Source organism: Alcaligenes sp. LTN-3 (assembly GCF_059735605.1).
The window spans coordinates 847,427-870,474 of sequence record NZ_JCAPDN010000001.1 but is presented as its reverse complement, the minus strand read 5'-3'; the positions used below and the strand labels follow the sequence as shown (position 1 = coordinate 870,474).

Sequence of the window (23,048 nt, the reverse complement as noted above, 5' to 3'; positions counted from 1 at the left end):
ATTGGTGTTGTCCATGACTCATCCTGTTCTGAAAGCCGACTCCTCGCTGAGTGACTGGCTGTCCTATTTGGAAACTTTGCATCCTGCGGCCATTGATCTGGGCCTGGGCCGGATTCGCGAGGTTGCCCAACGTCTGAACATCAAATTGGATTCCGTCGTTATCACGGTGGGCGGCACCAACGGCAAAGGCTCGACCTGCGCCATGCTGGAAGCGATTTTGCTGGCGGCGGCCTACAAGGTGGGTGTGTATGCCTCTCCGCATCTGGTGCGCTACAACGAGCGCATTCGTTTAAATGGCGAGATGGCCGAGGATGCCCAGATTACGGCGCAATTTGCCCGTATCAATGAAGCCCGGGGCGACCTGACACTGACTTACTTTGAATTCTCCACGCTGGCGGCCTTGTTGCTGTTCCAGGAGCAGCGCGTTGACGTCGCGGTGCTGGAAGTGGGTTTGGGTGGCCGACTGGATGCCGTCAATATCATTGATGCGGACTGTTCCATCATTACCAGCATTGATATTGATCATGCTGAATACCTGGGCAATACCCGAGAGCAGGTTGCTTGGGAAAAGGCTCATATTTTCCGTGCGGATCGTCCCGCCATTTGCGCCGATCCCGTGCCGCCACAGACCATGCTGGATTATGCCCAGGAGATTGGTGCCCAGTTGTGGCTGTTTGGCAAAGATTTCAACTATTCCGGCGACCGTCAGCAATGGGCCTACGGTGGCCGTAATCAGCGCCGCGCTGCATTGGCTTACCCGGCCTTGCGTGGCGCAAACCAATTGCTTAATGCTTCTGCAGCATTGGCTGCGCTGGAATCCTTGCATCCCCGCTTGGCCGTGCCTGCGCAAGCGGTACGCGCCGGTTTGCTGCGTGCCCACATGCCTGGCCGTTTCCAGATTCAGCCTGGTCAGCCTTGCGTGATCTTTGACGTGGCGCATAATCCGCATGCGGCGGCGGCCTTGGCGCAGAATCTGGACAATATGCCGCCTTACCCCAAGACGATTGCGGTTGTGGGCATGTACAAGGACAAGGATGTGGATGGCGTGATTGCCCGCATGGCCACGCGTATCGATCATTGGATGTGCGCCAGTTTGGAAGGACCACGCAGCATGTCGGGCGAGGAATTGGCCAATCATGTGCACACCGTTCTGGCCAGTGGTCAGACGCCTGACGATGTTCTGGCCCCCGAGGCCGAATCCAGTTCACATCGCCCGGGCGTTCGACCTGTTGCACGGGCTTCGGTCAGTAAAGCGTCAGCAGTCGTATCCAGTTACAACAGTCCTCGGCTCGCTTACGAGGCGGCATTAAAAGAGGCCAGTGACAATGATAGAATTGTTGTGTTTGGCTCGTTTGCGACAGTAGGGCCGATACTTGAAGCCGCAAACGACCGTTCATCTTCCTGAATATCGGTAAGACTGCTTATTTCATAGGTCTGGGGCTCATGGGTTTATTTTCACGTAACGATACTTCCTCATCGTCGGGTCGCCGCGCTAGTGCTTCTAGCGACTCACAATTATCGGAACTGCGTGGACGGGCTCGCCGCCGTCTGATCGGTGCGTTGGCTCTGGTTCTGGCCGTGGTTGTGCTGGTGCCTATGCTGACTGCCGACAAAACGCCACCCGAGCCCGAGCAATCTCTGGCCTTGGGCCCTATTGGTCAGACAACGGGGCAGGGCGCGGCGCAAACTCGCCCTGGCGAGTTAGTCGTGCAAGAGAACACCCCAACGCCTGTTATCGAGCAGCCCGACGAGCCACCGGTGACTGATCCCTCCACCAGCACAAATGGTGGTCTGGCTGTGGTCAATCCCGGCCTTGAAACGGATCCTGCTCATGTGACCACGCCAAGCACGCCGACAGCACCACCGCCGGTGACAACGCCTCCAGAGCAGCCCAAACCGGTCGAAAAGCCTAAACCTGTTGAAAAACCCAAGCCTGCTCCAGCGCCTGCCCAAAACGGCCGTACGGATGATGGCTCCTATGCGCTGGCCCTGCTCGAAGGCCGTGTACCCAACAAGCCTGCCCCTGCAGCTGCCACCAAACCCGCAGCGCAGCAAGGCAATTTCATTTTGCAGATTGTCGCCTATTCCAACCAGAACGATGCCCAGTCGCGTCGTGATCAGCTGGTATCGGCCGGTGTGACCAATGCCTATGTAGAAACGGCACAAAGCGGTGGCAAGCCAACCTATCGTTTGCGTGTGGGACCATTCCCCACCCGTGAAGCGGCTCAGGCAGCTCAGGCCCGCTTGCGCTCGCTCGGTTACGAGAACAGTTTTATCTCGGCTAAGTGAGCAGCTTCGACTATATCGTCCTTGGAATTGTGGGCGTATCAGGCCTGCTGGGCCTGATACGCGGATTGATCAAGGAAGTTCTTTCGCTCAGCGCCTATTTGCTGGCTTTCATGGCCGCAATCTGGTGGGGGCCACGCACATCAGGTTGGATACAAGTCTGGATAGAAAACGGCTTATTACGTACGGCTTTGGCCTACGGAGCCGTTTTTTTTATGGTCTTGTTGCTGGTGGGTTTGTTGAACATGCTGCTGGCCAGCCTGATAGAACAAACGGGTTTGACACCTGCCGATCATGGGCTGGGTGGCTTGTTTGGGCTGGCCCGCGGGGTATTGCTGGTGCTGATTCTGGTCATCCTGGCCGGACATACCGATTTACCGAAAGAACCGTGGTGGGAGCAGGCTAAGTTGGCCGAGCCTGCGATCCGCGCGGTGCAATCGATTAAGGCCATGCTGCCGCCGTCTCTGGCAGAATGGCTGCCTTATTGAGAACACACTAACGGGAACCAATCATGTGTGGAGTTGTAGGGGTTGTTGCGCGCAGCCCTGTAAATCAGTTGATCTATGACAGTTTGCTCTTGCTGCAGCATCGCGGGCAGGATGCAGCGGGGCTGGCGACCTGGCACGACCAGTTCTTCAGCATGCACAAGGCATTTGGCCTGGTGCGGGACGTGTTTCGTACTCGCAACATGCGCTCTTTGCCAGGCAATAGTGGTATTGGCCACGTGCGTTATCCCACTGCAGGCTCCAGCCAGAGCGTGGAGGAGGCGCAGCCGTTTTACGTCAATGCCCCCTTTGGCCTGAGCTTTGTTCACAACGGTAATCTGACCAACTGGCGTGAACTGCGTGAAGAGCTATTTACCATTGACCGTCGCCACATCAACACCAACTCGGACTCCGAGGTTCTGCTGAATGTGTACGCGCACGAACTGCAACGTGCTGCTACCGGTCCTGAGCTGTCTCAGGACGAGGTGTTTGACGCCGTGGCCGCCGTGCACCGTCGTGCTCGTGGCGCTTACGCTGTGGTTTCACAAATCGCGAACTTTGGTCTGGTTGCCTTTCGCGATCCAAACGGGATTCGTCCTTTGTGCCTGGGCCGCAACGTGACCCCCAAGGGCGAGGAGTGGATGGTTGCCTCCGAGTCCGTGGCCTTGACCGGTTGCGGCTTTGAGCTGGTTCGTGATGTGGAGCCCGGCGAGGCCATCATCATTGATCTGGATGGCAATCTCAGCAGCCGCCAGTGTGCCGAGAACCCGCGCCTGAATCCCTGTGTCTTTGAATACGTATACTTTGCCCGTCCCGATTCGACGGTCGATGGTGTGTCGGTGTACGACGCGCGTTTGTTGATGGGTGTGTACCTGGCCGAGAACGTTGCCAAGAATCTGCGTCTGGCTGATATTGATGTGGTGATGCCTATTCCTGACTCGGCCCGTCCATCGGCCATGCAGCTGGCGGCTCATCTGAATCTGAACTACCGCGAAGGTTTCATCAAGAACCGCTATGTAGGTCGCACCTTCATCATGCCCGGCCAGGAAGTGCGCAAGAAGTCTGTGCGTCAGAAACTGAGCGCCATTCCAATGGAGTTCCAGGGCAAGAACGTGCTGTTGGTGGATGACTCCATCGTGCGTGGCACAACCAGCCGGCAGATCGTGGACATGGCTCGTGCTGCCGGTGCGAACAAGGTGTTCTTTGCCTCGGCAGCGCCACCTGTGCGTTTTCCGAACGTATACGGCATTGATATGCCTACCGTGTCCGAGCTGATTGCCACGGGGCGTGATGTGGATCAGGTTGCCAAGGAAATCGGTGTGGATGGTCTGGTCTACCAGGATCTGCACGATCTGGAGCAATCCCTGCGCGATTTGAATCCACGTTTTGCCGGTTTTGAGTCCTCCTGCTTTAGTGGCGAGTACGTGACGGGTGATGTGGACGAGGCTTATCTGAATTTGCTGGCGGAAGGCCGCAAAAGCGGTCGTGAAGTGCCGGACGTGACGGATTGATCGCTTAACCGCTTAGTTGAATAGAAAATCTGCTTTTCTGAGCTACACCCCAAAGCTGGACGCCAGTCCAAGCTTTGGGGTGTTTTAATCGGAAGTTTCGTCGTAGCGTAAAGAGGATCGGTATGGCGGTGCCACAGAACAAGCAGGAATTGCTGGATGCGATTCGTACCACCTATCAGAAACTGATGGCCGACCTTGCCAGTGTGCCAGCGGAGCATGCCCGAGACGCGACGCTGCCGGGGCATAGACAAGGCACACAGATGAGTGTGTCCGATCTGGTGGCTTATTTGATCGGATGGAATCTGTTGGTGCTGAAATGGTGTGATGGCAAATCAAAGGGACGACCGGTCGATTTCCCTGAAACCGGCTATACGTGGAGCGAGTTAGGCAGACTGGCGCAAAAATTTTATGCCGACTATGCAGGCGTGGCCTACGCTGACTTGCTGCGGCTATTTGCGGATGTACATGCTCGCATTGTCGCGCTCGTCGAGCAGGAAAACGATGCTTCGCTGTATGGCATGCCTTGGTATGAGAGGTACACCCAAGGCCGGATGATCCAGTTCAATACATCGTCACCCTATGCCAATGCACGGTTGCGGTTGCGCAAGTGGAAGAAAGCGAACGCCATCACCTGATAATTCGATGTTCTTGGCGTGCTGGCGCACGGTCTGGCCGAGCTGTCACGCCATGCCTGAAACATATGGCCGCCAATGCTAAGCACCACGACGCTTGAACAAGGTCAGCAGCAAGCCCAGGCCCAGAATGACAAACAACGCCAGGCTCCAGTAGGCGTATTCGATTCCCAGCAGCGGTTGACGGGCGTCCATGCAGGAAGCATAGATGCCAAATAACCAGGGCAGGCCGCTTTCCAGGCCAGATTGGGTAATGAAGCGGTCAGCAAAGGTCTGGTCGCAACTGAACAGGTGTTGCGCCACAGAGACCTGATACCAGGCAGCCACAATACCGCCTACCGCTGTGGCCAAACCCAGCAGGCTGGCTATGGTGGAGCTGCGTGGGTGACCAAGTTGCTGCAGCACACCTGCGATCAGGCTGAATACGCCCAGCACAATGAAAATCAGCCGTTGCAGCACGCACCAGGCGCAAGGCGGGATGCTGAATACGTGCTGAGAGAGCAGCGCAATGCCTACGCCTGAGAAGGCGAGCAGGGCGATCAGATAATAGGGTGCAGCGGATTGGCGGGAAGAGGCGGCCATGGTATCAAGAGGAACTTAAAGAATGAAAGGTAGAGGCTTCCTGTAGCAAACCCAGGAAAAGCTCGTGGAAACCTGCCCAGGTAATCTGCACGCCCAGGCACAAGAGAATAAAGGCGGACAGGCGCATCACGACAGCGGTGCCATTCTTGCCCAGTTTGTACAGAAATTGGGATGCAAAACGTAAGGCCAGAAACACAATAAAACTGGCCGCCGCAATAGCGGGCAGTGCGCCAGCCAGCTTGCTCATGGTGCCGGCGACCGAGTTGTCGTGCAAGGTCGCCCCTACCGTCAGCGCAGCAGACAAGGAGCCGGGGCCGCAGAGCATGGGGAAGGTCAAGGGGTAGAAGGCCTTGGAGCGAATTTGTTCCCAGGAATAGGACTCGGCCATGTTCTGGGCGTGTGCCGCATCAAAGTCCGAGGCGTTGATCAATCGCCAGGCGGTGCCAATCACCAGCAAGCCCCCGCCAATACGAATGATGGGTAGGGAGATGCCAAAGAAATTCAGCACAATATTGCCTGCCACCATAGCGATGGCCAGCATGATGAAAATGTTGATGGCAACTTTCTTGGCCAGTCGGGCGCGATCGGGCACGCTGGCCCCTTCGGTCAGGGTCAGAAAGATGGGGGCGGCCGCAGGCGGGTTCAGCATGGGCAAGAGTGTGGCCAATGCAAACAAGAAGCTGCGACTGACATCGGCAAAGACAGAGGAGATTTCCATTAAGACGCGGAGGTTTGTTGAGAGAGGGCCAAACGTACATCGCGCTCCAGGCGCAATTGATGACGGTTGTGTTCCAGTGCGGCGCCACTGAGGATGAAGACGTCTTCCACGCGGTCGCCCAGAGTCATGACTTTGGCTGAGCGCAGTCGTACGCCGTGGCGCTCGAATACTTGGGCGAGACTGTACAACAAACCGCGCCGGTCTGTAGCACTTAAGGTCAAAATCCAGTCTTGGCCTTGCTCATCCAGGCGCAGATCCACGGTGGGCTGAATGGGGAATACTCTGGCCCGGCGCGAACGTATGTCGCGATAGGGATCGTGAGCATGCTCGTTGGGGATCCAGTCCTGCTGTAGTGCCTGGCACAGCTCGGTTTCGATCAGCAAGGGGTCACGCCGCAGGGCATGGTCGTAGGCGGGCAGCATCACGACAAAGCTGTCCAGTGCCCAGCCGTGGCGAGTCGTGTAGATGCGTGCGTCCTGAATGCTGACGGCCTGGCTGTCAAAGTAACGACAGATACGTAAAAACAGACGGCTGGCGTCTTTGGTATAGACCAGTACCTGCAGCGCGTCGGTTTGTCCGGCGGGACGTATGCGCACAACAGGAGTCAGGCTGTGGGACTGGTGGTAGAGCTGGATCGTGTGCCAGGCGATTTCGCTGGCGTCATGACGCAGAAAATAAGGCTTGTCCAGCCATTGCCAAAAGTCTTCACGAGCATCGTCCAGCAGACCGGCCAGACGTATTTCACCGGCGGCGTCACGTTTGCGTTGATCCAGCACGGAGACACCGTCCTTGACGTCGCGCCCTAACGCCGCCAAGGTCAGGTTGTACAGATCCTCCAGTAGCTTGCCTTTCCAGGAGTTCCAGACGGTTGGGCTGGTGGCACGAATGTCGGCTACGGTGAGCAGGTACAGGGCGGTCAGCCGGCGTTCGGTGCCTACGGTTTGTAAGAACTGGAAAATCACATTCGGGTCGCTCAAATCGCGTTTTTGTGCGACCTGAGACATGCTCAGGTGTTCTCGGACCAGAAACACCACCAGTTCTGCATCTACGGGCATCAGGCCGTGATCCTGGCAAAAGGCCAATGCGTCCTGGGCTCCCAATTCGGAGTGATTCCCACCGCGCCCTTTGGCAATGTCGTGAAAGAGGGCGGCAATATACAGCAGCCAGTGGCGATCAAAACCGCTCATTAGCTGATTGGCCATGGACAGCTCCTCGCTGTGCTCAGTCATGGTGAAACGGCGTAGATTGCGTATGACTTTCAGCGTGTGCTCGTCCACGGTATAGGCATGGAACAGGTCGTGTTGCATCTGCCCGACCACGCGCCGGAAGACAGGCAGGTAGCGGGGCAGCACGTTGAGCAAATTCATCAAGCGCAAAGTGTGCACAATGCCTTTGTTCTGTTGGAGAATTTCCAGAAACAGACGTCGATTTCGGGGCTCGGCCCGGAAGGTGGTATCGATCAGGCGGCGGGCGTGCCACAAGGCGCGCAGCGTATCGGCTTTCAGGCCGCGCAAACTAGCTTGTTGCTGCAAATGCAGCATGGCGACAAAGATCAGAGAGGGGTCTTGCTCGAAGCCATTGGCTTGACGCAATTCCAACTGTCCATGATGAATCTGGAAGTGTTCATCCAGGACAAGCGGTTCCTGATCGGTTTGTGGAAACAGGTGTTCCTCAATGCTGCGCATCAGGATCAGATTGAGCTGGCTGACAATCTTGGCGGCCCAGTAGTAACGCTGCATCAGCAGTTCGCTGGCACGTCGGGTGGCCGTGGGTTGGAAGCCGTAGATTTCCGCCAGACGTGGTTGCAGATCAAACAGCAGTCTGTCTTCGGCGCGGCCTGTCAGTAGATGAAGTTCAATGCGCAGGCGCTTGAAGGCTGCTTCGACCCGTTGCAGGGCATTGAGCTCGGATTCGGTCAGCAGCTCGGATTGCGCGACGTCCAGCCAAGTGCGCCCCAAACCGGCTGCCCTGGCCATCCAGAGCAGCACTTGCAAGTCACGCAAGGCGCCAGGCGACTCTTTGCAGTTGGGCTCCAGGGAGTAGGGCGTGTCTTGCAGATGGGCATGACGCTGCTGCTGCTCGGCCTGCTTGGCCAGAAAGAAGGCTTGCGGGTCCATCTGGCTTTGCAGTTGCTGTTGGGCATGGCGCAGCAATAACCTGGAGCCTGCCAACCAACGGCTTTCCAGCATGGCGGTTTCGGTAGTGATGTCCTGGCTGGCTTGTTCCAGGCATTGGGCGGGTGTGGCCACATTGTGGCTGGGGGCCAGGCCGATATCCCATAAGGCGGCGACCAATGCCTGGATGCGGTCAATGTCCTCTGCGTTTGGTTCACGCTGCAACAGAATCAGTAGATCCACATCCGAGTGCGGGTACAGTTCCCCGCGACCATACCCGCCCAAGGCCGCCAAGCTGGCTTGGCGGGGCAGGGGGTAACGGTCCAGGAGTTCGCGCAGGCCTTGGTCACAAATCTGGCACAGGCTTTTGAGCAGACGATCACAATGCAGGTCTTGCCTGAAGCGCTCGTAGACCTGGGCCCGGCGGCAAGCAATTCTGTCGCGAAGCTGGGCCAGGAAGGACATGGTTCAGGCCTTGTTGATGATGGCTGGAGGGGCAGGCATGCCGGGCGAGACGGTCAGTACTTCATAGCCGGTATCGGTCACCAGTATGGCGTGCTCCCATTGGGCTGACAGGCTGTGGTCGCGGGTGACGACGGTCCATTGATCTGCCAGGGTGCGCAGTTCGCGACGGCCCGCGTTGATCATGGGTTCAATGGTGAAGATCATGCCGGCTTCCAGTTTTACGCCTGTGCCGGGCTTGCCGTAGTGCAGCACTTGCGGGTCCTGGTGGAATTTTTGGCCCACGCCATGTCCGCAATATTCACGTACCACGGAAAAGCCTTGTTTTTCAGCGTGTTGCTGAATAGCGTGACCGATATCCCCCAGGGTTGCGCCCGGCTTGACCTGATCGATGCCCAACCACATGCATTCGTAAGTGGTTTCAGTCAGGCGACGGGCCAGGATGCTGGGTTCACCCACGTAGAACATGCGGCTGGTGTCACCAAACCAGCCATCTTGAATAATGGTGACGTCCATGTTCAGAATATCGCCGTTTTTCAACACTTTATCGCCAGGAATGCCGTGACAGATGACGTGGTTGACGGAGGTGCAGATAGAGCCCGGAAAGGGCGGGTAGCCAGGGGGCGCGTAACCCACGGTGGCTGATTTGACCCCTAGTTCATTGATGCGCTCCATGCACAGGCGGTCCAATTCGCCAGTCGTGACGCCTGCTTTGACAAAGGGGGTCAGGTAGTCAAGGATGGATGCCGCCGTCTGGCAAGCAGTGCGCATTTTTTCGAGATCAGTGGGGTCTGTGACGAGAATACTCATAGCAACTTGAACAGGTCTATTGAAAAATAGTAGAATTATAGGCTTTTGTGAATTTTGCAGTTACGCACAGTCCCGTTTGGGACGATCTGGCGGCTGTCCAGGCAAGGCGGTGTAAGGCAGCACAAAGCGCTGTTTACCGCATTAAATCTGGGTTTTCCTGGTTTGACCGGCTTTTCTCAGGCCTTCTGAATCTTCAGGGCGGATGAGTAAAGCAAGGGGTCAGGACAGTTTGCTCCAAGATTGAAAAAAACGCCTCAGGGCGCTGCGAGCCAGCAAAAACACGCAGAATTCACAACGAATACAGGGTCAGCACGATTACAAGCGTTGCAAAAGCAACATGGGCAGCAGCCCGGTTCTTGTCAACAGATGCTGACCAGGCAATCCCCTAGGATACACCTGCAAGCGGTGCGCTGCATGCAGGCAGTAGCCAGAAAAGTTTCAGGCCCGGGTTTGACGGCAGATTTCTTGTCTGCTCAAAGGCGCGGGTCCGTTGCAGTGCAGGCGTACGCTCATGTCGGGCGACGTTTTTTATGTTGTATGTAGTAAATCGCGTGACTGTCCGTCTCGGGGTGTCTGGAATGCAGCACAGGCTGCGGCCCTTACCGGATACCGGGCAGTTACAAGACCAAACCCTTGGAGAACTTTATGTCTTTAATGCGTGAAATGCTGGAAGCTGGTGTGCACTTTGGCCACCAAACCCGTTACTGGAACCCCAAGATGGCTCCGTTCATCTTCGGCCAGCGTAACAACATCCACATCATCAACCTGGAAAAAACGGTTGTTCAGTACGAAGAAGCAACCAAATTCGTGCGTCAACTGGCTGCTCGTGGCGGCAACGTGCTGTTCGTCGGTACCAAGCGTGCTGCTCGCGAACTGGTGGCTGCTGAGGCCGAGCGTTGCGGTATGCCTTACGTTGACAGCCGCTGGCTGGGTGGCATGATGACCAACTTCAAAACGGTCAAGACTTCCATCAAGCGTCTGAAAGAAATGGAAGGTCAGATGGCTGAAGGCCGTCTGGAAACCATGAGCAAGAAAGAAGCCTTGATGTTCGAGCGCGAACTGGAAAAGCTGAACAAGGCCATCGGCGGTATCAAGGACATGAACAACCTGCCTGACGCCCTGTTCGTGATCGACGTCGGCTACCACAAGATTGCTGTGGCCGAAGCCCGCACGCTGGGTATCCCCGTTGTGGCCGTGGTTGATACCAACCACTCGCCAGAAGGTCTGGATTACGTGATTCCTGGTAACGATGACTCGGCCAAGGCTATCGCTCTGTATGCCCGTGGCATGGCTGACGCCGTGTTGGCTGGCCGCGAACAGAACCTGAACGGTCTGGTTGAAGAAATCGCCGCTGACGAAGAATTCGTCGAAGTTCAGGCTGACACCCAGGAGTAACAGGTTCACCGCTGTCTGCCAGACACCATCAGTTGTCATGGCAGACAGCTACAGTGACCTTTCGTATCGCCCCGGCTTGCCGGGGCACGTTCTACAGAATTGGAGAAAACCGTGGCTCAAATCACCGCATCGATGGTTAAAGAATTGCGCGAGAAAACCGACGCGCCCATGATGGAATGCAAAAAAGCACTGACCGAAGCCGACGGCGATATGGCACGTGCTGAAGAAATCTTGCGCGTGAAGCTGGGCAGCAAGGCTAGCAAAGCAGCTACCCGCGTTACCGCTGAAGGCCTGGTTTCTGTTTACATTGCTGACGATGCCAAGACCGGCTCCGTTGTTGAAGTCAACTGCGAAACCGACTTCGTTGCCAAGAACGATGACTTCATCGGCTTTATCAACGACGTCGCACAACTGGTTGCCAAGCACAACCCAGCAGATCTGGCCGCTTTGGCTGAACTGCCACTGGCCGACAGCAATGTCGAGACCGTGCGCGCTGCTCTGGTTGGCAAGATTGGTGAAAACATCTCGATCCGTCGCTTTCAGCGCTACGAAACAGTCGGCCAACTGGCCAGCTACGTTCACGGTGGCAAAATCGGCGTATTGGTTGATTTCGCCGGTGGCGACGAAGAAGTGGGCAAGGATCTGGCCATGCACATTGCTGCGACTCGTCCTAAAGCGATGGACGCTTCCGGTGTTGACGCTGCTGAAATCGAAGCCGAACGCTCCGTGGCGGCTCAGAAAGCGGCTGAATCGGGCAAGCCTGCTGACATCGTCACCAAAATGGTTGACGGCGCTGTTGCCAAGTTCCTGAAAGAAGTGACTCTGCTGAGCCAGCCTTTCGTCAAGAACGACAAGCAAAGCGTGCAGCAAATGCTGGACGAGAAAAAAGCATCGATCGCTGGCTTTACCCTGTACGTTGTGGGTGAAGGCATTGAAAAGCGTGTTGAGGATTTCGCCGCTGAGGTAGCTGCTGCTGCCGGCCAAGCCTAATCTAGCTGGTTTTTTCAGGGCAGGCACCGTAGTGGCGGTGCCTGCCCTGCTGCTTTACACTCTCTTCTGTCTTCGTCACTTGGAATCCCACCCATGACTACCCCTCTTTACAAACGTGTCCTGTTAAAGCTCTCCGGCGAAGCGCTGATGGGTGAGGACTCGTTCGGTATTAATCGCAGCACAATCATTCGCATGACGGAGGAGATCGCCCAGGTTGCCCAGTTGGGGGTGCAACTGGCTATCGTGATTGGCGGGGGAAATATCTTTCGCGGCATCGCTCCAGGTGCCCAGGGCATGGATCGTGCGACAGCCGATTACATGGGCATGATGGCCACCGTCATGAACGCGCTGGCCTTGCAAGATGCCTTGAAGCACCGTGGCCTGGATGCCCGTGTGCAATCTGCCCTGAATATTGAACAGGTTGTGGAGCCTTACATTCGTCCCAAGGCACTGCGTTACCTGGAAGAAAACAAAGTTGTTATTTTTGCAGCCGGTACGGGCAATCCGTTTTTTACCACCGATACGGCAGCGGCCTTGCGCGGCGCCGAAGTGGGGGCGGAAATCGTACTGAAAGCCACCAAGGTTGACGGCATCTACAGTGCCGATCCCAATAAGGATCCCGGTGCGACCCGTTATTCGCGCATCAGCTTTGACGAGGCCATTGTGCGTCGTCTGGAAGTGATGGACGCCACGGCCTTCGCCTTGTGTCGCGATCAGAAACTGCCGATTAAGGTGTTTTCGATCAACAAACCCGGTGCTTTGACGCGTGCGGTTTGTGGCGAGGACGAGGGCACCCTGGTTCACGTTTAAAGTTATAGGAATTTAGTCCATGAGTCTTTCCGAGATTAAAGCATCGACCGATAACCGTATGGGCAAGTCCCTGGAGTCTCTCAAGACGGGCCTGGCCAAGATTCGTACTGGCCGCGCTACGGCAGGCTTGCTGGATCATGTTCAGGTCGAATACTACGGTTCCATGGTGCCTGTCAGCCAAGTGGCTAACATCACGGTGGTTGACGCTCGCACCTTGAATGTGCAGGTATGGGAAAAGCATATGGCTGGCCCCATTGAAAAAGCCATTCGCGACAACGAGCTGGGCCTGAACCCCATCTCGATGGGCGAGAGCATTCGTGTGCCCATGCCCGCCTTGACCGAAGAGCGCCGTCGCGATCTGGCCAAAGTGGTGCGCGGTGAAGGTGAAGATGCCAAGGTCGCGATCCGCAACCTGCGTCGGGATGCCAATGACACGCTCAAAAAGCAAGTCAAGGACAAGGAGATTTCCGAGGACGACGAGCGTCGCGCCCAGGATGAAATCCAGAAGCTGACCGACAAGTATGTGGCTGAAGTCGACAAGCTGATCGCCCAAAAAGAAGCCGAGATCATGACGGTCTAACGGCTTTTGCACAGGTGGCTAGGTGATTTCTTTCAGTTCTACCCAAACTATTCCGGAACACGGTCAGGTTCCTGGCCACCTGGCAATTGTCATGGACGGCAATGGACGATGGGCGACCCGTCGTCTTTTGCCACGCACGGCAGGGCACTTGCGGGGTGTGCAGACCGTGCGGCGCATTGTCGAGGCTTGTGGTGAGCTCGGCGTGCGTTATTTGACCCTGTTTGCTTTTAGTTCCGAGAACTGGCGACGTCCTCCCGAGGAGGTCTCCCTGTTGATGGGGCTATTTGTCAAGATGCTGCAAAAAGAAGTGGCAACACTGAAAAAAAACGGCGTCCGACTTCATGTTATTGGCGAACTGTCCGCATTTAGCGATGAACTGCGTGGGCTGATTGCCGATGCAGAGGAAAAAACACGCGATAACGACACCTTGCATTTGACGATTGCCGCCAATTACGGCGGTCGTTGGGATATTTTGCAAGCGACCCAAAAGGCGCTGGCCGCTAATCCTCACTTGGTCGATCATCCCGAGCAGTTGGATGAGGCCATGTTCAGCCCCTATTTGGCGATGTCTTATGCCCCCGAGCCGGATTTGTTCATTCGCACGGGTGGAGAGCGTCGCATTTCCAATTTCTTGATCTGGCAGATGGCCTATACCGAGCTGTACTTTACAGACGTGTACTGGCCGGATTTTGACCGGGCGCAGCTGGAACAAGCCTTCGAGTGGTATCGTGGGCGCGAGCGGCGCTTTGGGCGCACCAGTGCCCAGGTGCAGGGTAGCCCCGCGCCTTGACGGAGCCTTATCTATGTTGAAACAACGAGTCATCACCGCCCTGATCTTACTGGTGATTCTGGGCGCGGCCATGCTTGCCCCCGTGCGCTGGCCCTTGTTGGCCATCTTTGTGCTGATGAGTACGTTGGCGTGCTGGGAGTGGGAGCGTCTGAGTCTGTCTGAGGATCAGCAGCGTTGGGCATGGCCCTTGGCCTTGCTTAACGGTGCCTTGATGTTGTGGCTAAGCGTGTACTGGTATGACACAGGTCCACAAGAGCAGGCGGCTGATCTGGTGTACCGTGCCCTGGTGCCGTTAATGGCGGCATGGTGGATCGTTGGAGCGACAGGGCTGGTGTTGAAGGGTCAGGCCACACAACGAGCTCAAGGTGTTTTGCTCAGTGTGATGGGTGTGCTGGCTCCCTTGGTCGCGTGGGCCAGCCTGTCTCTTTTCTTGTACACGCAGGGCATTGTGTATGTGCTCTCCCTATTGGTTCTGATCTGGGCGGCGGATATCGCAGCCTACTTCACGGGTCGTGCTTTTGGTAAGGCCAAACTGGCCCCGCGTGTCAGTCCCGGCAAGACCTGGGCTGGAGCGGTTGGCGGTATGGCCGCTGCGGCGGTATGGATGGTGATAAGCGCAAATTGGGCAGGCAGCTTTGGTGCCGACGTGCAGCAACGTTGGGGGTGGGTTGCCACGGCTGTTTTGGGTGTTGCCCTGGCGGCCTTGTCGATCGTAGGTGATTTGTTCGAGTCTTTGCTCAAGCGCCGTGCCGCTGTGAAAGATTCCAGTCAATTATTGCCCGGCCATGGTGGAGTCTACGACCGTATCGACGCCTTGCTGCCGGTTGCTCCCGTAGCCTTGCTGTTAAGTGGGGCGTGGCTCTTTTAGTCCTGCGTGGAACTAAGTGTTTGCGTCAAGGAAGAACTCATGAGTTTCCAGCATGTTTGTGTGTTAGGGGCCACTGGCTCTATTGGTATCAGCACACTGGATGTGATTGCTCGTCATCCGGAGAGGATGGCGGTTTATGCCGTGAGCGGCCACACTCGTATGGAGCTGCTGGCCCAGCAAGCTCGTGACAGTGCCGCTCGGGTTGTTCTGGTGCCTGATGAAGCCGCGCGTAGCCGCTTTCTGGCGGCGTGGCAGGGTGGTGTCTTGCCCGAGATCCGGGTAGGTGCCCAAGCTCTAGCCGATACGGCGGCGGACCCACAAGTAACGACGGTGATGGCCGCGATTATCGGGGCAGCAGGTCTGCCTTCGGCCCTGGCTGCGGCTCGTGCGGGCAAGCGGGTGTTGTTGGCCAATAAAGAAGCGCTGGTCGCTGCGGGCCGTATCTTCATGCAAGCCGTGCAAGAGGGCGGGGCGCAATTGATGCCTATCGACTCCGAACACAGCGCCATCTACCAATGTCTGGCCGGTGAGTTACCTGCGGAGCCCGGTCAGCCTGTGGCTGCTCTACGCCGTCTCTTGGTGACAGCTTCCGGTGGACCGTTTCGCTCGCGCAGCTTGGCCGAGCTGGATGAGGTGACCCCCGAGCAAGCCTGTGCGCATCCCAACTGGAGCATGGGCCGCAAAATTTCGGTGGATTCAGCCACTATGCTGAATAAAGGCCTGGAAGTTATTGAGGCGCATTGGTTGTTCTCGGTGCCCGTTGAGCAGATTGATGTGGTGGTGCATCCGCAAAGCGTGATTCACTCCATGGTTGAGTACATAGATGGCTCGGTGATGGCGCAATTGGGGCAGCCCGACATGCGCACGGCGATTGCCTACGGTCTGGGCTTTCCGGAACGCTTGTACAGCGGCGTAGGCTTGTTGGATCTGGCCACAATGGGTCGCCTGGACTTTGAACAGCCTGATTTTGTGCGTTTTCCCTGTCTGCGATTGGCCTATGATGCTTTGCGCAGCAGTCAGGCTGCCTGCGTGACTTTGAATGCCGCCAACGAAATTGCCGTAGACCGCTTCTTGGAAAGGCAGATTGGCTATACTCAGATTCCGGCGGTGATTGAGCATTGTCTGGACAGGCTCAATGGCCGTGCCAGCCAGGCCTTAGAGGCCCTGGAAGGGGTGTTGGAGCTGGATAGCGAGACCCGTTCGCTGGCGCTGGATTACTGCAGAGTCTCTGCGCGTATTTAACAGGAATTAACATGCTCTTCACGGTTCTGGCTTTCTTGGTAGCCTTGGGCGTGCTGGTGACTTTTCACGAGCTTGGCCACTACTGGGTGGCTCGTCGTTGCGGCGTGCGTGTAGAGCGTTTTTCTATCGGTTTTGGCAAGGTGCTGTACCGTCGTTTCGACAAGAACGGCACCGAATGGGCTGTCTCTGCTCTTCCTTTGGGCGGCTACGTCGCCATGCAAAATGATCCGCCTGCTCATGCAACGCAGGCACAGATCGACGAGTCCTTCAATCACAAGCCCCTGCGACAGCGTGCCGCGATTGTGCTGGCTGGTCCAATGGCCAACCTGATTCTGGCGGTGGTGATTTATGCCTTTGTAGGGTTGTTAGGAGCCCAGGAGCCTGTCGCGCAAATCGGTCCCGTCCCAGAAGGCACGCCAGCGGCTCAGGCCGGTTTCCAGGCTGGGGATCGTCTGGTCTCGGTGGATGGCAAGCCTGTGGATTCCTGGTTGCAGGCGCGCTGGGCCTTTATGGATGCCTTGTCCTCGGGCGGCGAGCTCGAAGTGGGAGTCAAGGACCTGCTGGGACGAGAAGAAAATCGTTACCTGACATTACCGGCTGGCGAGATTTTGCCGGACGGGCAGGACCTGATGGCCAAGGCTGGGCTGATGTTACGCCCGGCACGATCCGTTGTCCAAGAAGTGTTTAAAGATACGGCAGCCGAACAAGCAGGTCTGAAAAAAGACGACCTTATTCTCCGGCTGGATGATTTGATCGAGCCTGGAATTACGGCGTTCGTTCAAAAGGTGCAACAATCTGCGGGTAAGACACTTGAGCTTGAGGTGCTGCGCGAGGGTGAAATTCAACGCCTGCTGCTTACTCCCCAGGGCGATGCCAAGGCACAAGGGCGTATTGGTGCCCAAGTGGCTATGGATATGCCCATGACCTTGGTGCGGTATGGGCCCATCGAGAGCGTGGAGCGCGGATTTACCCGTACCGGGCAGACTTTCTGGTTCTCTTTGAAGATGATCGGGCGCATGATTACGGGCGATGTCTCTGTACGTAATGTCAGCGGGCCGGTTACTATTGCGGATTATGCAGGTCAGACAGCGCGTATTGGCTTTATTGCCTACCTGAATTTCTTGGCCTTGATCAGTATTAGCATTGGTTTACTGAATTTATTGCCCGTACCTATGCTAGACGGTGGGCATCTACTGTACTATGCCATCGAAGCCGTGCGCGGCAAGCCCGCTTCGGAGCGTATGATGCTTGTCGGTCAACGGCTGGGTTTGGCCTTGTTGGCCGTGCTGATGAGTATTGCTTTTTTTAATGACATCACCCGTCTTTTCAGTTGAGAGCGGGTGGCATACAATTTCCAACCATTTGACCGACCAAGGATTGTCCAGGATGTCGTTTAGCCGGAAACCTACTTTTGCGTTGCGTGTTCTGCCCGTATTGGTGGCAAGTCTGCTTGCCCCCGCCTTGGCGAATGCATTTGCACCGTTTGTCGTGCGCGATATTCAAGTCAATGGCATCCAGCGGGTCGATCCCGGTGCCGTGTTCTCGTCTTTGCCTGTCAAGGTCGGTGAGTCCTTCTCGGAAGAGCAGGCGGCAGACGCGATTCAGCGCTTGTACGCCACCGGTTTTTTCAGTGACGTGCAAATTGACACCAGCACCAATGTGCTGATCGTTAACGTTAAGGAGCGTCCAACCATCGCCTCCGTGTCTTTTAATGGCATGCGCGAGTTCGACGCCAAGAATATTATCAACTCCCTGGCCCAGGTAGGCTTTGGAGAAGGCCGGGTTTTTGACCGTTCCATGTTGGAACGTGCTGAATTCGAGCTGAAACAACAGTACTTGTCCAAGGGCAAGTATGGTGTGGAAATCACGCCTATCATCACGCCTTTGCCACGTAACCGCGTCGGTGTCAGCTTTGACATCTTTGAGGGTGGCTTGGCCAAGATCAAGGAAATCCGCATCGTCGGTACGGAAGCCGTCTCGCAAGGTGACTTGCTCGATCAGATGGAGCTGACGACCTCGGGCATGATGACCTGGTACACCGGCACTGATAAATACTCCCGCGAAAAACTGGAAGGGGATATGGAGCGTATCCGCTCCTACTACCTGAATCGTGGTTTCCTGGAGTACTCGGCCGAAGCGCCTCAGGTATCGATTTCGCCCGATCGCAAAGACATTTTCATTACCCTGACCATTCACGAGGGCCAGCCCTACACCTTGAGCAGCGTGAAATTGGCCGGTGATCTGCTGGGTCTGGAAGACAAGATCGAGCCGATGGTGCAGCAAAAAGAAGGCGAAGTGTTTTCCTCGGACAAGACCAGCGCTACCGTAAAATCGATCACCGAATATCTGGGTGGCTTGGGTTATGCCTTTGCGAATGCCAACCCGAACCCGGTGCTGGATCGCGAAAATCACACGGCTGACTTGACCTTCTACGTCGATCCCGGTCGTCGCGTGTATGTGCGCCGTATTGAGGTGGGTGGAAACGTCCGTACCCGTGATGAAGTGGTGCGTCGTGAAATGCGTCAGCAGGAAGCGGCCTGGTATGACTCGGACGCCATCAAGTTCTCGCGTGACCGTATCGACCGTCTGGGCTACTTCAATGAAGTAGATGTGAATACCAAGCCTGTACCGGGTTCGCCTGACCAGGTCGACGTGAACGTGGACGTGAAAGAAAAGCCCACCGGCTTGGTTAACCTCGGTATTGGTTACGGTTCGACTGACAAGCTGATGCTGTCAGCCGGTATCAGTCAGGACAACATCTTCGGTAGTGGTAACAGTCTGTCCTTGCAGGTCAATACCAGTAAAGTGAACCGTGCGGCGGTGATCAGCCATACCAATCCTTTCTGGACAGGTGACGGCATCAGCAAGACCACCTCGATTTACTACCGTCGTACCACGCCTTACCAGTCCAATGATGGTTGGGGTGATTACCAGAACACCGCAATCGGTGCCGGTTTGAACTTCGGTGTGCCTATTTCCGAGTACGACCGTGTATTCATGGGCGTGAACTTCGAGCACAACAAGCTCTCGCGCCTGAGCCCGCAGTACACACCCCGTGCCTATCAGGATTACGTAAACGAGTACGGTGAAGGCACCAATACCTTTATTTTCAACCTGGGTTGGTCCAAAGATACTCGCGACAGCGCGATTGCTCCCAACAAGGGCAGCTTGACCAGTCTGTCGGCTGATATGGGTACGATGGATTTGCGCTATTACATGCTGCGTGCCAGCCATCAGCACTATATTCCTTTGGGGCGTGCTTACACGCTGGCTCTGAACGGGGCGATTGATTACGGTCGCAGCATCGGTGGCAAGAGTTTCCCGGTGATCAAGAACGTATACGCCGGTGGTATCGGGTCGGTACGTGGCTACGAAGGTGCATCCTTGGGCGGACGCGATATCTTGACGGGCGACTACCTGGGTGGTTCGCGTCGAATGATTGCCAACGCTCAACTGTATCTGCCATTCCCCGGTGCCTCACGTGACCGTACGTTGCGTTGGTTCGTCTTTGCCGATGCCGGTAAAGTTGACAACACCAGCGGTGGTTGCCCAATGGGTCGTCCTGACCGTTTGTCGGAGGATCCATGCGGTTGGAAGTACGCTGCAGGTCTGGGCTTGTCGTGGGAGTCCCCACTCGGTCCGTTGCAGTTGTCCTATGGTCGCGCCTTGCGCGCCAAGGAAGGCGACGATAAACAAGCCTTCCAGTTCCAGATTGGTACCGCTTTCTGATGTTCGTGTTTAGTGGCACAATTGCACTATTCTGCAGCCTAATTAGCAAGGTAGATTTTTCATGAAGTCAAACATCGCATTAAAACTTACAAACATCGCCCGCAGCTTGTCGCGTGGCAATAACGCGCTCGTTCTGGCTGCCGCGCTGGGTGTCGGCGCCATGACCGCTGCTCCTGTTGTTCAGGCCCAGACCAAAATTGGTTTTGTCAGCACAGAGCGCATTTTGCGTGATTCCAAGCCCGCCAAAGCGGCCCAAACCAAAATCGAAGCAGAATTCAAGCGTCGTGACGAAGAGCTGGAGCGCATGGCCAACAACCTGCGTTCGCAAGCTCAGAAGTTCGACAAGGATGCTCCTGTCTTGTCCGAGTCCGATCGTGTGAAGCGTCAGCGTCAACTGGCTGACCTGGATTCCGATTTGCAGCGCAAGCGCCGCGAATTCCAGGAAGACTTCAATCGTCGCCGCAACGAAGAGTTCTCGGCTATCGTTGAGCAGGCTGATGCCGCTATCAAGCGTATTGCTGACTCGCAAGGCTACGACCTGATCATTCAGGACGCGGTCACCGTTAGCCCACGTGTGGACATCACCGAGGAAGTTCTGAAAGCACTGGGCGGTTGATGCACTATGCCGGTATTGCTGAACGTTGATCAGGCTGTACAGCTGTCTGAACTCATAGACGCCATCAACAAGACCGGACTGGATTGCAAGCTGCCAGAAGGCATTAAAGAGCCTATGCCCCGGATTCGGGGCCTAGGCTCTTTACTTTCTGCGGGTCCGGAAGAAATCAGCTTTCTGTCCAATCCCAAGATGCAGGATCTGCTGGAGCAGACCCGTGCTGCGGTGGTGATTTTGACGCCACAGGTCTACGAGGATCTGGGCTTTACACCGTCCTTTATTCCGGTTTTGTGCTCAGAGCCTTATCTAATGTATGCGCTGCTGGCTCAGCGTTTTGATCAGGTGCGCATGGCGGATTTGCCCCAGGGCATCCATCCCAGTGCGGTGATTGATCCTAGTGCTCAATTGGGCGAGGGCGTGTCGGTCGGGCCCTTTTGCGTGGTGGAGGCCGGCGTCAAGATCGGACGTGGCACCCGTTTGGGTGCGCATTGCGTGATTGGCGCAGGATCTACCTTGGGGCCAGACTGTTTACTGCATGCGCGTGTCACTCTTTACCACCAGGTGCATATCGGTGCCCGCGCCATTTTGCATTCGGGCGTAGTGCTGGGCGCGGACGGTTTTGGTTTTGCGCCGGATCCAGTGAAAGGCAAGGGTGCCTGGGCCAAGATTGCACAGATCGGCCACGTGCGTATTGGCGACGATGTTGAAATCGGCGCCAATACGACGGTGGACCGTGGTGCACTGGATGACACCGTGTTGGCCAACGGCGTCAAGCTGGACAACCAGATTATGATCGGGCACAACGTGCAGGTCGGCGAGCACACGGCCATGGCGGCGTGTGTGGGGGTGGCCGGCTCTACCCGGATCGGGGCGCGTTGTACGATCGCTGGGGCAGCGATGCTCTCGGGCCACCTGGTCTTGGGTGACGATGTACACGTCTCTGGCGGTACGGCTGTCACCTCCAATATCAGTCAGCCTGGACGTTATACCGGGGTTTATCCCTTTGCTGGGCATCAGGACTGGCAGAAAAACGCTGCCGTGCTGGGGCAATTGAGCGGTTTGCGCCGTCGCCTGCGCTCTTTGGAGCGTCAGCAGGCTGATGGGGCAAATGAATCATCTGAACATATCAATAAACAAAAATAAGCAGGACAGGACATGGAACTCGACATTCGACAAATTATGGATCGCCTCCCTCATCGTTACCCGATGCTGCTGGTTGATCGCGTCTTGGAACTGGTGCCCGGCAAGAGCATCGTCGCCATTAAAAACGTGTCGATGAATGAACCCTTTTTTACGGGTCACTTTCCGCACATGCCGGTTATGCCTGGGGTCTTGATCATTGAAGCCATGGCTCAGGCAGCGGCGCTGTTCTCTTTTACCGATCCTGAGGATCCGTACGCCAAAGTGGACAACAAGCTAGCCTATTACCTGGTTGGTGTGGATGGCGCGCGTTTTCGCAAACCCGTGATGCCAGGCGATCAGTTGCGTTTGGAAGTGACCGCGGATCGCATCAGCCGCGCCTTGTGCAAGTACACGGGCCGTGCCTTGGTTGATGGCCAAGTGGTTGCCGAAGCTAAAATTATGTGTGCGATCCGTCAATTGGAAGAATAGTTTATGCGTATTCATGAAACGGCCATCATCGAAGCGGGCGCTCAGCTTGCAGATGATGTCGAGGTCGGGCCTTACAGCATCATTGGGCCTAATGTCACGATAGGGGCGGGCACCAAAGTGGGGCCCCACTGCGTGATTGATGGCGTGACCACGATTGGTTGCAACAACCATTTCTACCGTTTCTGCTCCATTGGTGGCATGCCGCAGGACAAGAAGTACGCGGGTGAACCGACTCGTCTGGAAATCGGCGATGGCAATATGGTTCGTGAGTACGTCACCATCAATACCGGTACGGTGCAGGATGTCGGTGTGACCCGTGTCGGCAATGATAACTGGATCATGGCCTACACCCACATTGCACATGATTGCCAGATTGCCAATCACACGATTATCGCCAACAGCGTCCAACTGGGCGGCCACGTGCATATTGGCGACTGGGCCATTCTGGGCGGTTTGACGGCTGTGCATCAGTTCGGTCGTATCGGTGCACACAGCATGATTGGTGGTACCAGCTCGGTGCGTCAGGATATTCCTCCTTACGTGATTGGTGCAGGCGATCCTTTCCGTCCTGTCGGTGTGAATAGCGAAGGCCTGGGCCGTCGCAACTTCCCGGCTGAAGCGATTTCGGCGGTGAAGGAAAGCTACAAGCTGCTGTATCGTCGCAAGCTGACGGTGGAGCAGGCCGTGGAGCAGATGCAAGCCTTGCAGGAAACGCAGCCTGAGTGCCGTGCGGCCGTACAGGTCATGATCGACTTTCTGAATGACTCCAGCCGGGGTATTTGCAGACCATGAGCAGCGCCTCCAGCCCATTAGCGGCACG

General features: G+C 56.2%; 22 protein-coding genes. 18 read left to right on the top strand and 4 right to left on the bottom strand.

Going from position 1 to position 23,048, the window contains the following annotated elements; genetic code table 11:
- The first annotated feature begins 13 nt into the window (after nucleotides 1-13).
- The 5 genes from folC (at nucleotide 14) to AC6I6N_RS04135 (ending at nucleotide 4,917) form a co-directional block, all read left to right on the top strand.
- Nucleotides 14-1,405, top strand: coding sequence for a bifunctional tetrahydrofolate synthase/dihydrofolate synthase (folC, locus tag AC6I6N_RS04155; RefSeq protein WP_094196830.1), 1,392 nt, complete (start codon nucleotides 14-16; stop codon nucleotides 1,403-1,405).
- A 38-nt stretch (nucleotides 1,406-1,443) separates the two neighbouring features.
- Nucleotides 1,444-2,289 (top strand): SPOR domain-containing protein, encoded by an 846-nt coding sequence (locus tag AC6I6N_RS04150; protein ID WP_094196829.1) that lies wholly within the window; start codon nucleotides 1,444-1,446, stop codon nucleotides 2,287-2,289.
- Nucleotides 2,286-2,774 carry a CvpA family protein gene (locus AC6I6N_RS04145; RefSeq protein ID WP_094196828.1) on the top strand — a complete coding sequence of 163 codons (489 nt, stop codon included), beginning with the start codon at nucleotides 2,286-2,288 and terminating at the stop codon, nucleotides 2,772-2,774. Before AC6I6N_RS04150 ends, AC6I6N_RS04145 begins: the two co-directional genes overlap by 4 nt.
- 23 nt (nucleotides 2,775-2,797) lie before the next feature.
- A complete protein-coding gene (gene purF, locus AC6I6N_RS04140; protein WP_094196827.1) occupies nucleotides 2,798-4,282 on the top strand; it encodes an amidophosphoribosyltransferase in 1,485 nt (494 codons plus the stop codon).
- Nucleotides 4,283-4,404: 122 nt separating this feature from the next.
- On the top strand, nucleotides 4,405-4,917 hold the full coding sequence (locus AC6I6N_RS04135; protein WP_094196826.1) for a ClbS/DfsB family four-helix bundle protein: 513 nt from the start codon (nucleotides 4,405-4,407) through the stop codon (nucleotides 4,915-4,917).
- Nucleotides 4,918-4,995: 78 nt separating this feature from the next.
- Here the strand turns inward: AC6I6N_RS04135 and AC6I6N_RS04130 are convergent, their stop codons facing one another.
- From AC6I6N_RS04130 to map, 4 genes are read right to left on the bottom strand one after another with little or no spacing between them, the layout of a single operon-like run.
- Complete coding sequence (locus AC6I6N_RS04130; RefSeq protein WP_094196825.1) at nucleotides 4,996-5,496, bottom strand: disulfide bond formation protein B; 501 nt, start codon at nucleotides 5,494-5,496, stop codon at nucleotides 4,996-4,998.
- 4 nt (nucleotides 5,497-5,500) lie between these two features.
- The gene (locus AC6I6N_RS04125; RefSeq protein ID WP_094196824.1) at nucleotides 5,501-6,214 is read right to left on the bottom strand and encodes a MarC family protein; all 714 of its coding nucleotides are present in this window, start codon (nucleotides 6,212-6,214) and stop codon (nucleotides 5,501-5,503) included.
- Entirely contained in the window at nucleotides 6,214-8,793 is a 2,580-nt protein-coding gene (locus AC6I6N_RS04120) for a [protein-PII] uridylyltransferase (RefSeq protein ID WP_094196823.1), read from the bottom strand. The genes AC6I6N_RS04125 and AC6I6N_RS04120 overlap by 1 nt, the downstream gene beginning before the upstream one ends.
- Nucleotides 8,794-8,796: 3 nt before the next feature.
- The gene (map, locus tag AC6I6N_RS04115; protein WP_094196822.1) at nucleotides 8,797-9,600 is read right to left on the bottom strand and encodes a type I methionyl aminopeptidase; all 804 of its coding nucleotides are present in this window, start codon (nucleotides 9,598-9,600) and stop codon (nucleotides 8,797-8,799) included.
- A 645-nt stretch (nucleotides 9,601-10,245) separates the two neighbouring features.
- Between map and rpsB the strand changes: the two genes are divergently transcribed.
- The 13 genes from rpsB to lpxA all read left to right on the top strand — a co-directional run bounded on the left by rpsB (nucleotide 10,246) and on the right by lpxA (nucleotide 23,020).
- The gene (rpsB, locus tag AC6I6N_RS04110) at nucleotides 10,246-10,995 is read left to right on the top strand and encodes a 30S ribosomal protein S2 (protein ID WP_094196821.1); all 750 of its coding nucleotides are present in this window, start codon (nucleotides 10,246-10,248) and stop codon (nucleotides 10,993-10,995) included.
- A gap of 111 nt (nucleotides 10,996-11,106) precedes the next feature.
- Complete coding sequence (tsf, locus tag AC6I6N_RS04105) at nucleotides 11,107-11,985, top strand: translation elongation factor Ts (RefSeq protein WP_094196820.1); 879 nt, start codon at nucleotides 11,107-11,109, stop codon at nucleotides 11,983-11,985.
- A gap of 93 nt (nucleotides 11,986-12,078) precedes the next feature.
- On the top strand, nucleotides 12,079-12,795 hold the full coding sequence (gene pyrH, locus AC6I6N_RS04100; protein WP_094196819.1) for a UMP kinase: 717 nt from the start codon (nucleotides 12,079-12,081) through the stop codon (nucleotides 12,793-12,795).
- A 19-nt stretch (nucleotides 12,796-12,814) separates the two neighbouring features.
- The gene (gene frr, locus AC6I6N_RS04095; protein ID WP_094196818.1) at nucleotides 12,815-13,375 is read left to right on the top strand and encodes a ribosome recycling factor; all 561 of its coding nucleotides are present in this window, start codon (nucleotides 12,815-12,817) and stop codon (nucleotides 13,373-13,375) included.
- Between the two features lie 25 nt (nucleotides 13,376-13,400).
- Complete coding sequence (uppS, locus tag AC6I6N_RS04090; protein ID WP_094198359.1) at nucleotides 13,401-14,165, top strand: polyprenyl diphosphate synthase; 765 nt, start codon at nucleotides 13,401-13,403, stop codon at nucleotides 14,163-14,165.
- A 13-nt stretch (nucleotides 14,166-14,178) separates the two neighbouring features.
- The gene (locus AC6I6N_RS04085) at nucleotides 14,179-15,033 is read left to right on the top strand and encodes a phosphatidate cytidylyltransferase (RefSeq protein WP_497943246.1); all 855 of its coding nucleotides are present in this window, start codon (nucleotides 14,179-14,181) and stop codon (nucleotides 15,031-15,033) included.
- A 39-nt stretch (nucleotides 15,034-15,072) separates the two neighbouring features.
- Nucleotides 15,073-16,275, top strand: coding sequence for a 1-deoxy-D-xylulose-5-phosphate reductoisomerase (locus tag AC6I6N_RS04080; RefSeq protein WP_094196816.1), 1,203 nt, complete (start codon nucleotides 15,073-15,075; stop codon nucleotides 16,273-16,275).
- A gap of 11 nt (nucleotides 16,276-16,286) precedes the next feature.
- Nucleotides 16,287-17,609 (top strand): RIP metalloprotease RseP, encoded by a 1,323-nt coding sequence (gene rseP / locus AC6I6N_RS04075; RefSeq protein WP_249459325.1) that lies wholly within the window; start codon nucleotides 16,287-16,289, stop codon nucleotides 17,607-17,609.
- Nucleotides 17,610-17,661: 52 nt separating this feature from the next.
- Nucleotides 17,662-20,004, top strand: coding sequence for an outer membrane protein assembly factor BamA (gene bamA / locus AC6I6N_RS04070; RefSeq protein WP_094196814.1), 2,343 nt, complete (start codon nucleotides 17,662-17,664; stop codon nucleotides 20,002-20,004).
- Nucleotides 20,005-20,065: 61 nt separating this feature from the next.
- Nucleotides 20,066-20,620 carry an OmpH/Skp family outer membrane protein gene (locus AC6I6N_RS04065; RefSeq protein WP_094196813.1) on the top strand — a complete coding sequence of 185 codons (555 nt, stop codon included), beginning with the start codon at nucleotides 20,066-20,068 and terminating at the stop codon, nucleotides 20,618-20,620.
- A gap of 6 nt (nucleotides 20,621-20,626) precedes the next feature.
- The gene (lpxD, locus tag AC6I6N_RS04060; RefSeq protein ID WP_497943245.1) at nucleotides 20,627-21,760 is read left to right on the top strand and encodes a UDP-3-O-(3-hydroxymyristoyl)glucosamine N-acyltransferase; all 1,134 of its coding nucleotides are present in this window, start codon (nucleotides 20,627-20,629) and stop codon (nucleotides 21,758-21,760) included.
- 12 nt (nucleotides 21,761-21,772) lie between these two features.
- A complete protein-coding gene (gene fabZ, locus AC6I6N_RS04055) occupies nucleotides 21,773-22,228 on the top strand; it encodes a 3-hydroxyacyl-ACP dehydratase FabZ (protein ID WP_003799758.1) in 456 nt (151 codons plus the stop codon).
- Between the two features lie 3 nt (nucleotides 22,229-22,231).
- Nucleotides 22,232-23,020, top strand: a complete 789-nt coding sequence (gene lpxA, locus AC6I6N_RS04050) for an acyl-ACP--UDP-N-acetylglucosamine O-acyltransferase (RefSeq protein ID WP_264671709.1) — start codon at nucleotides 22,232-22,234, stop codon at nucleotides 23,018-23,020.
- Nucleotides 23,021-23,048 lie beyond the last annotated feature (28 nt).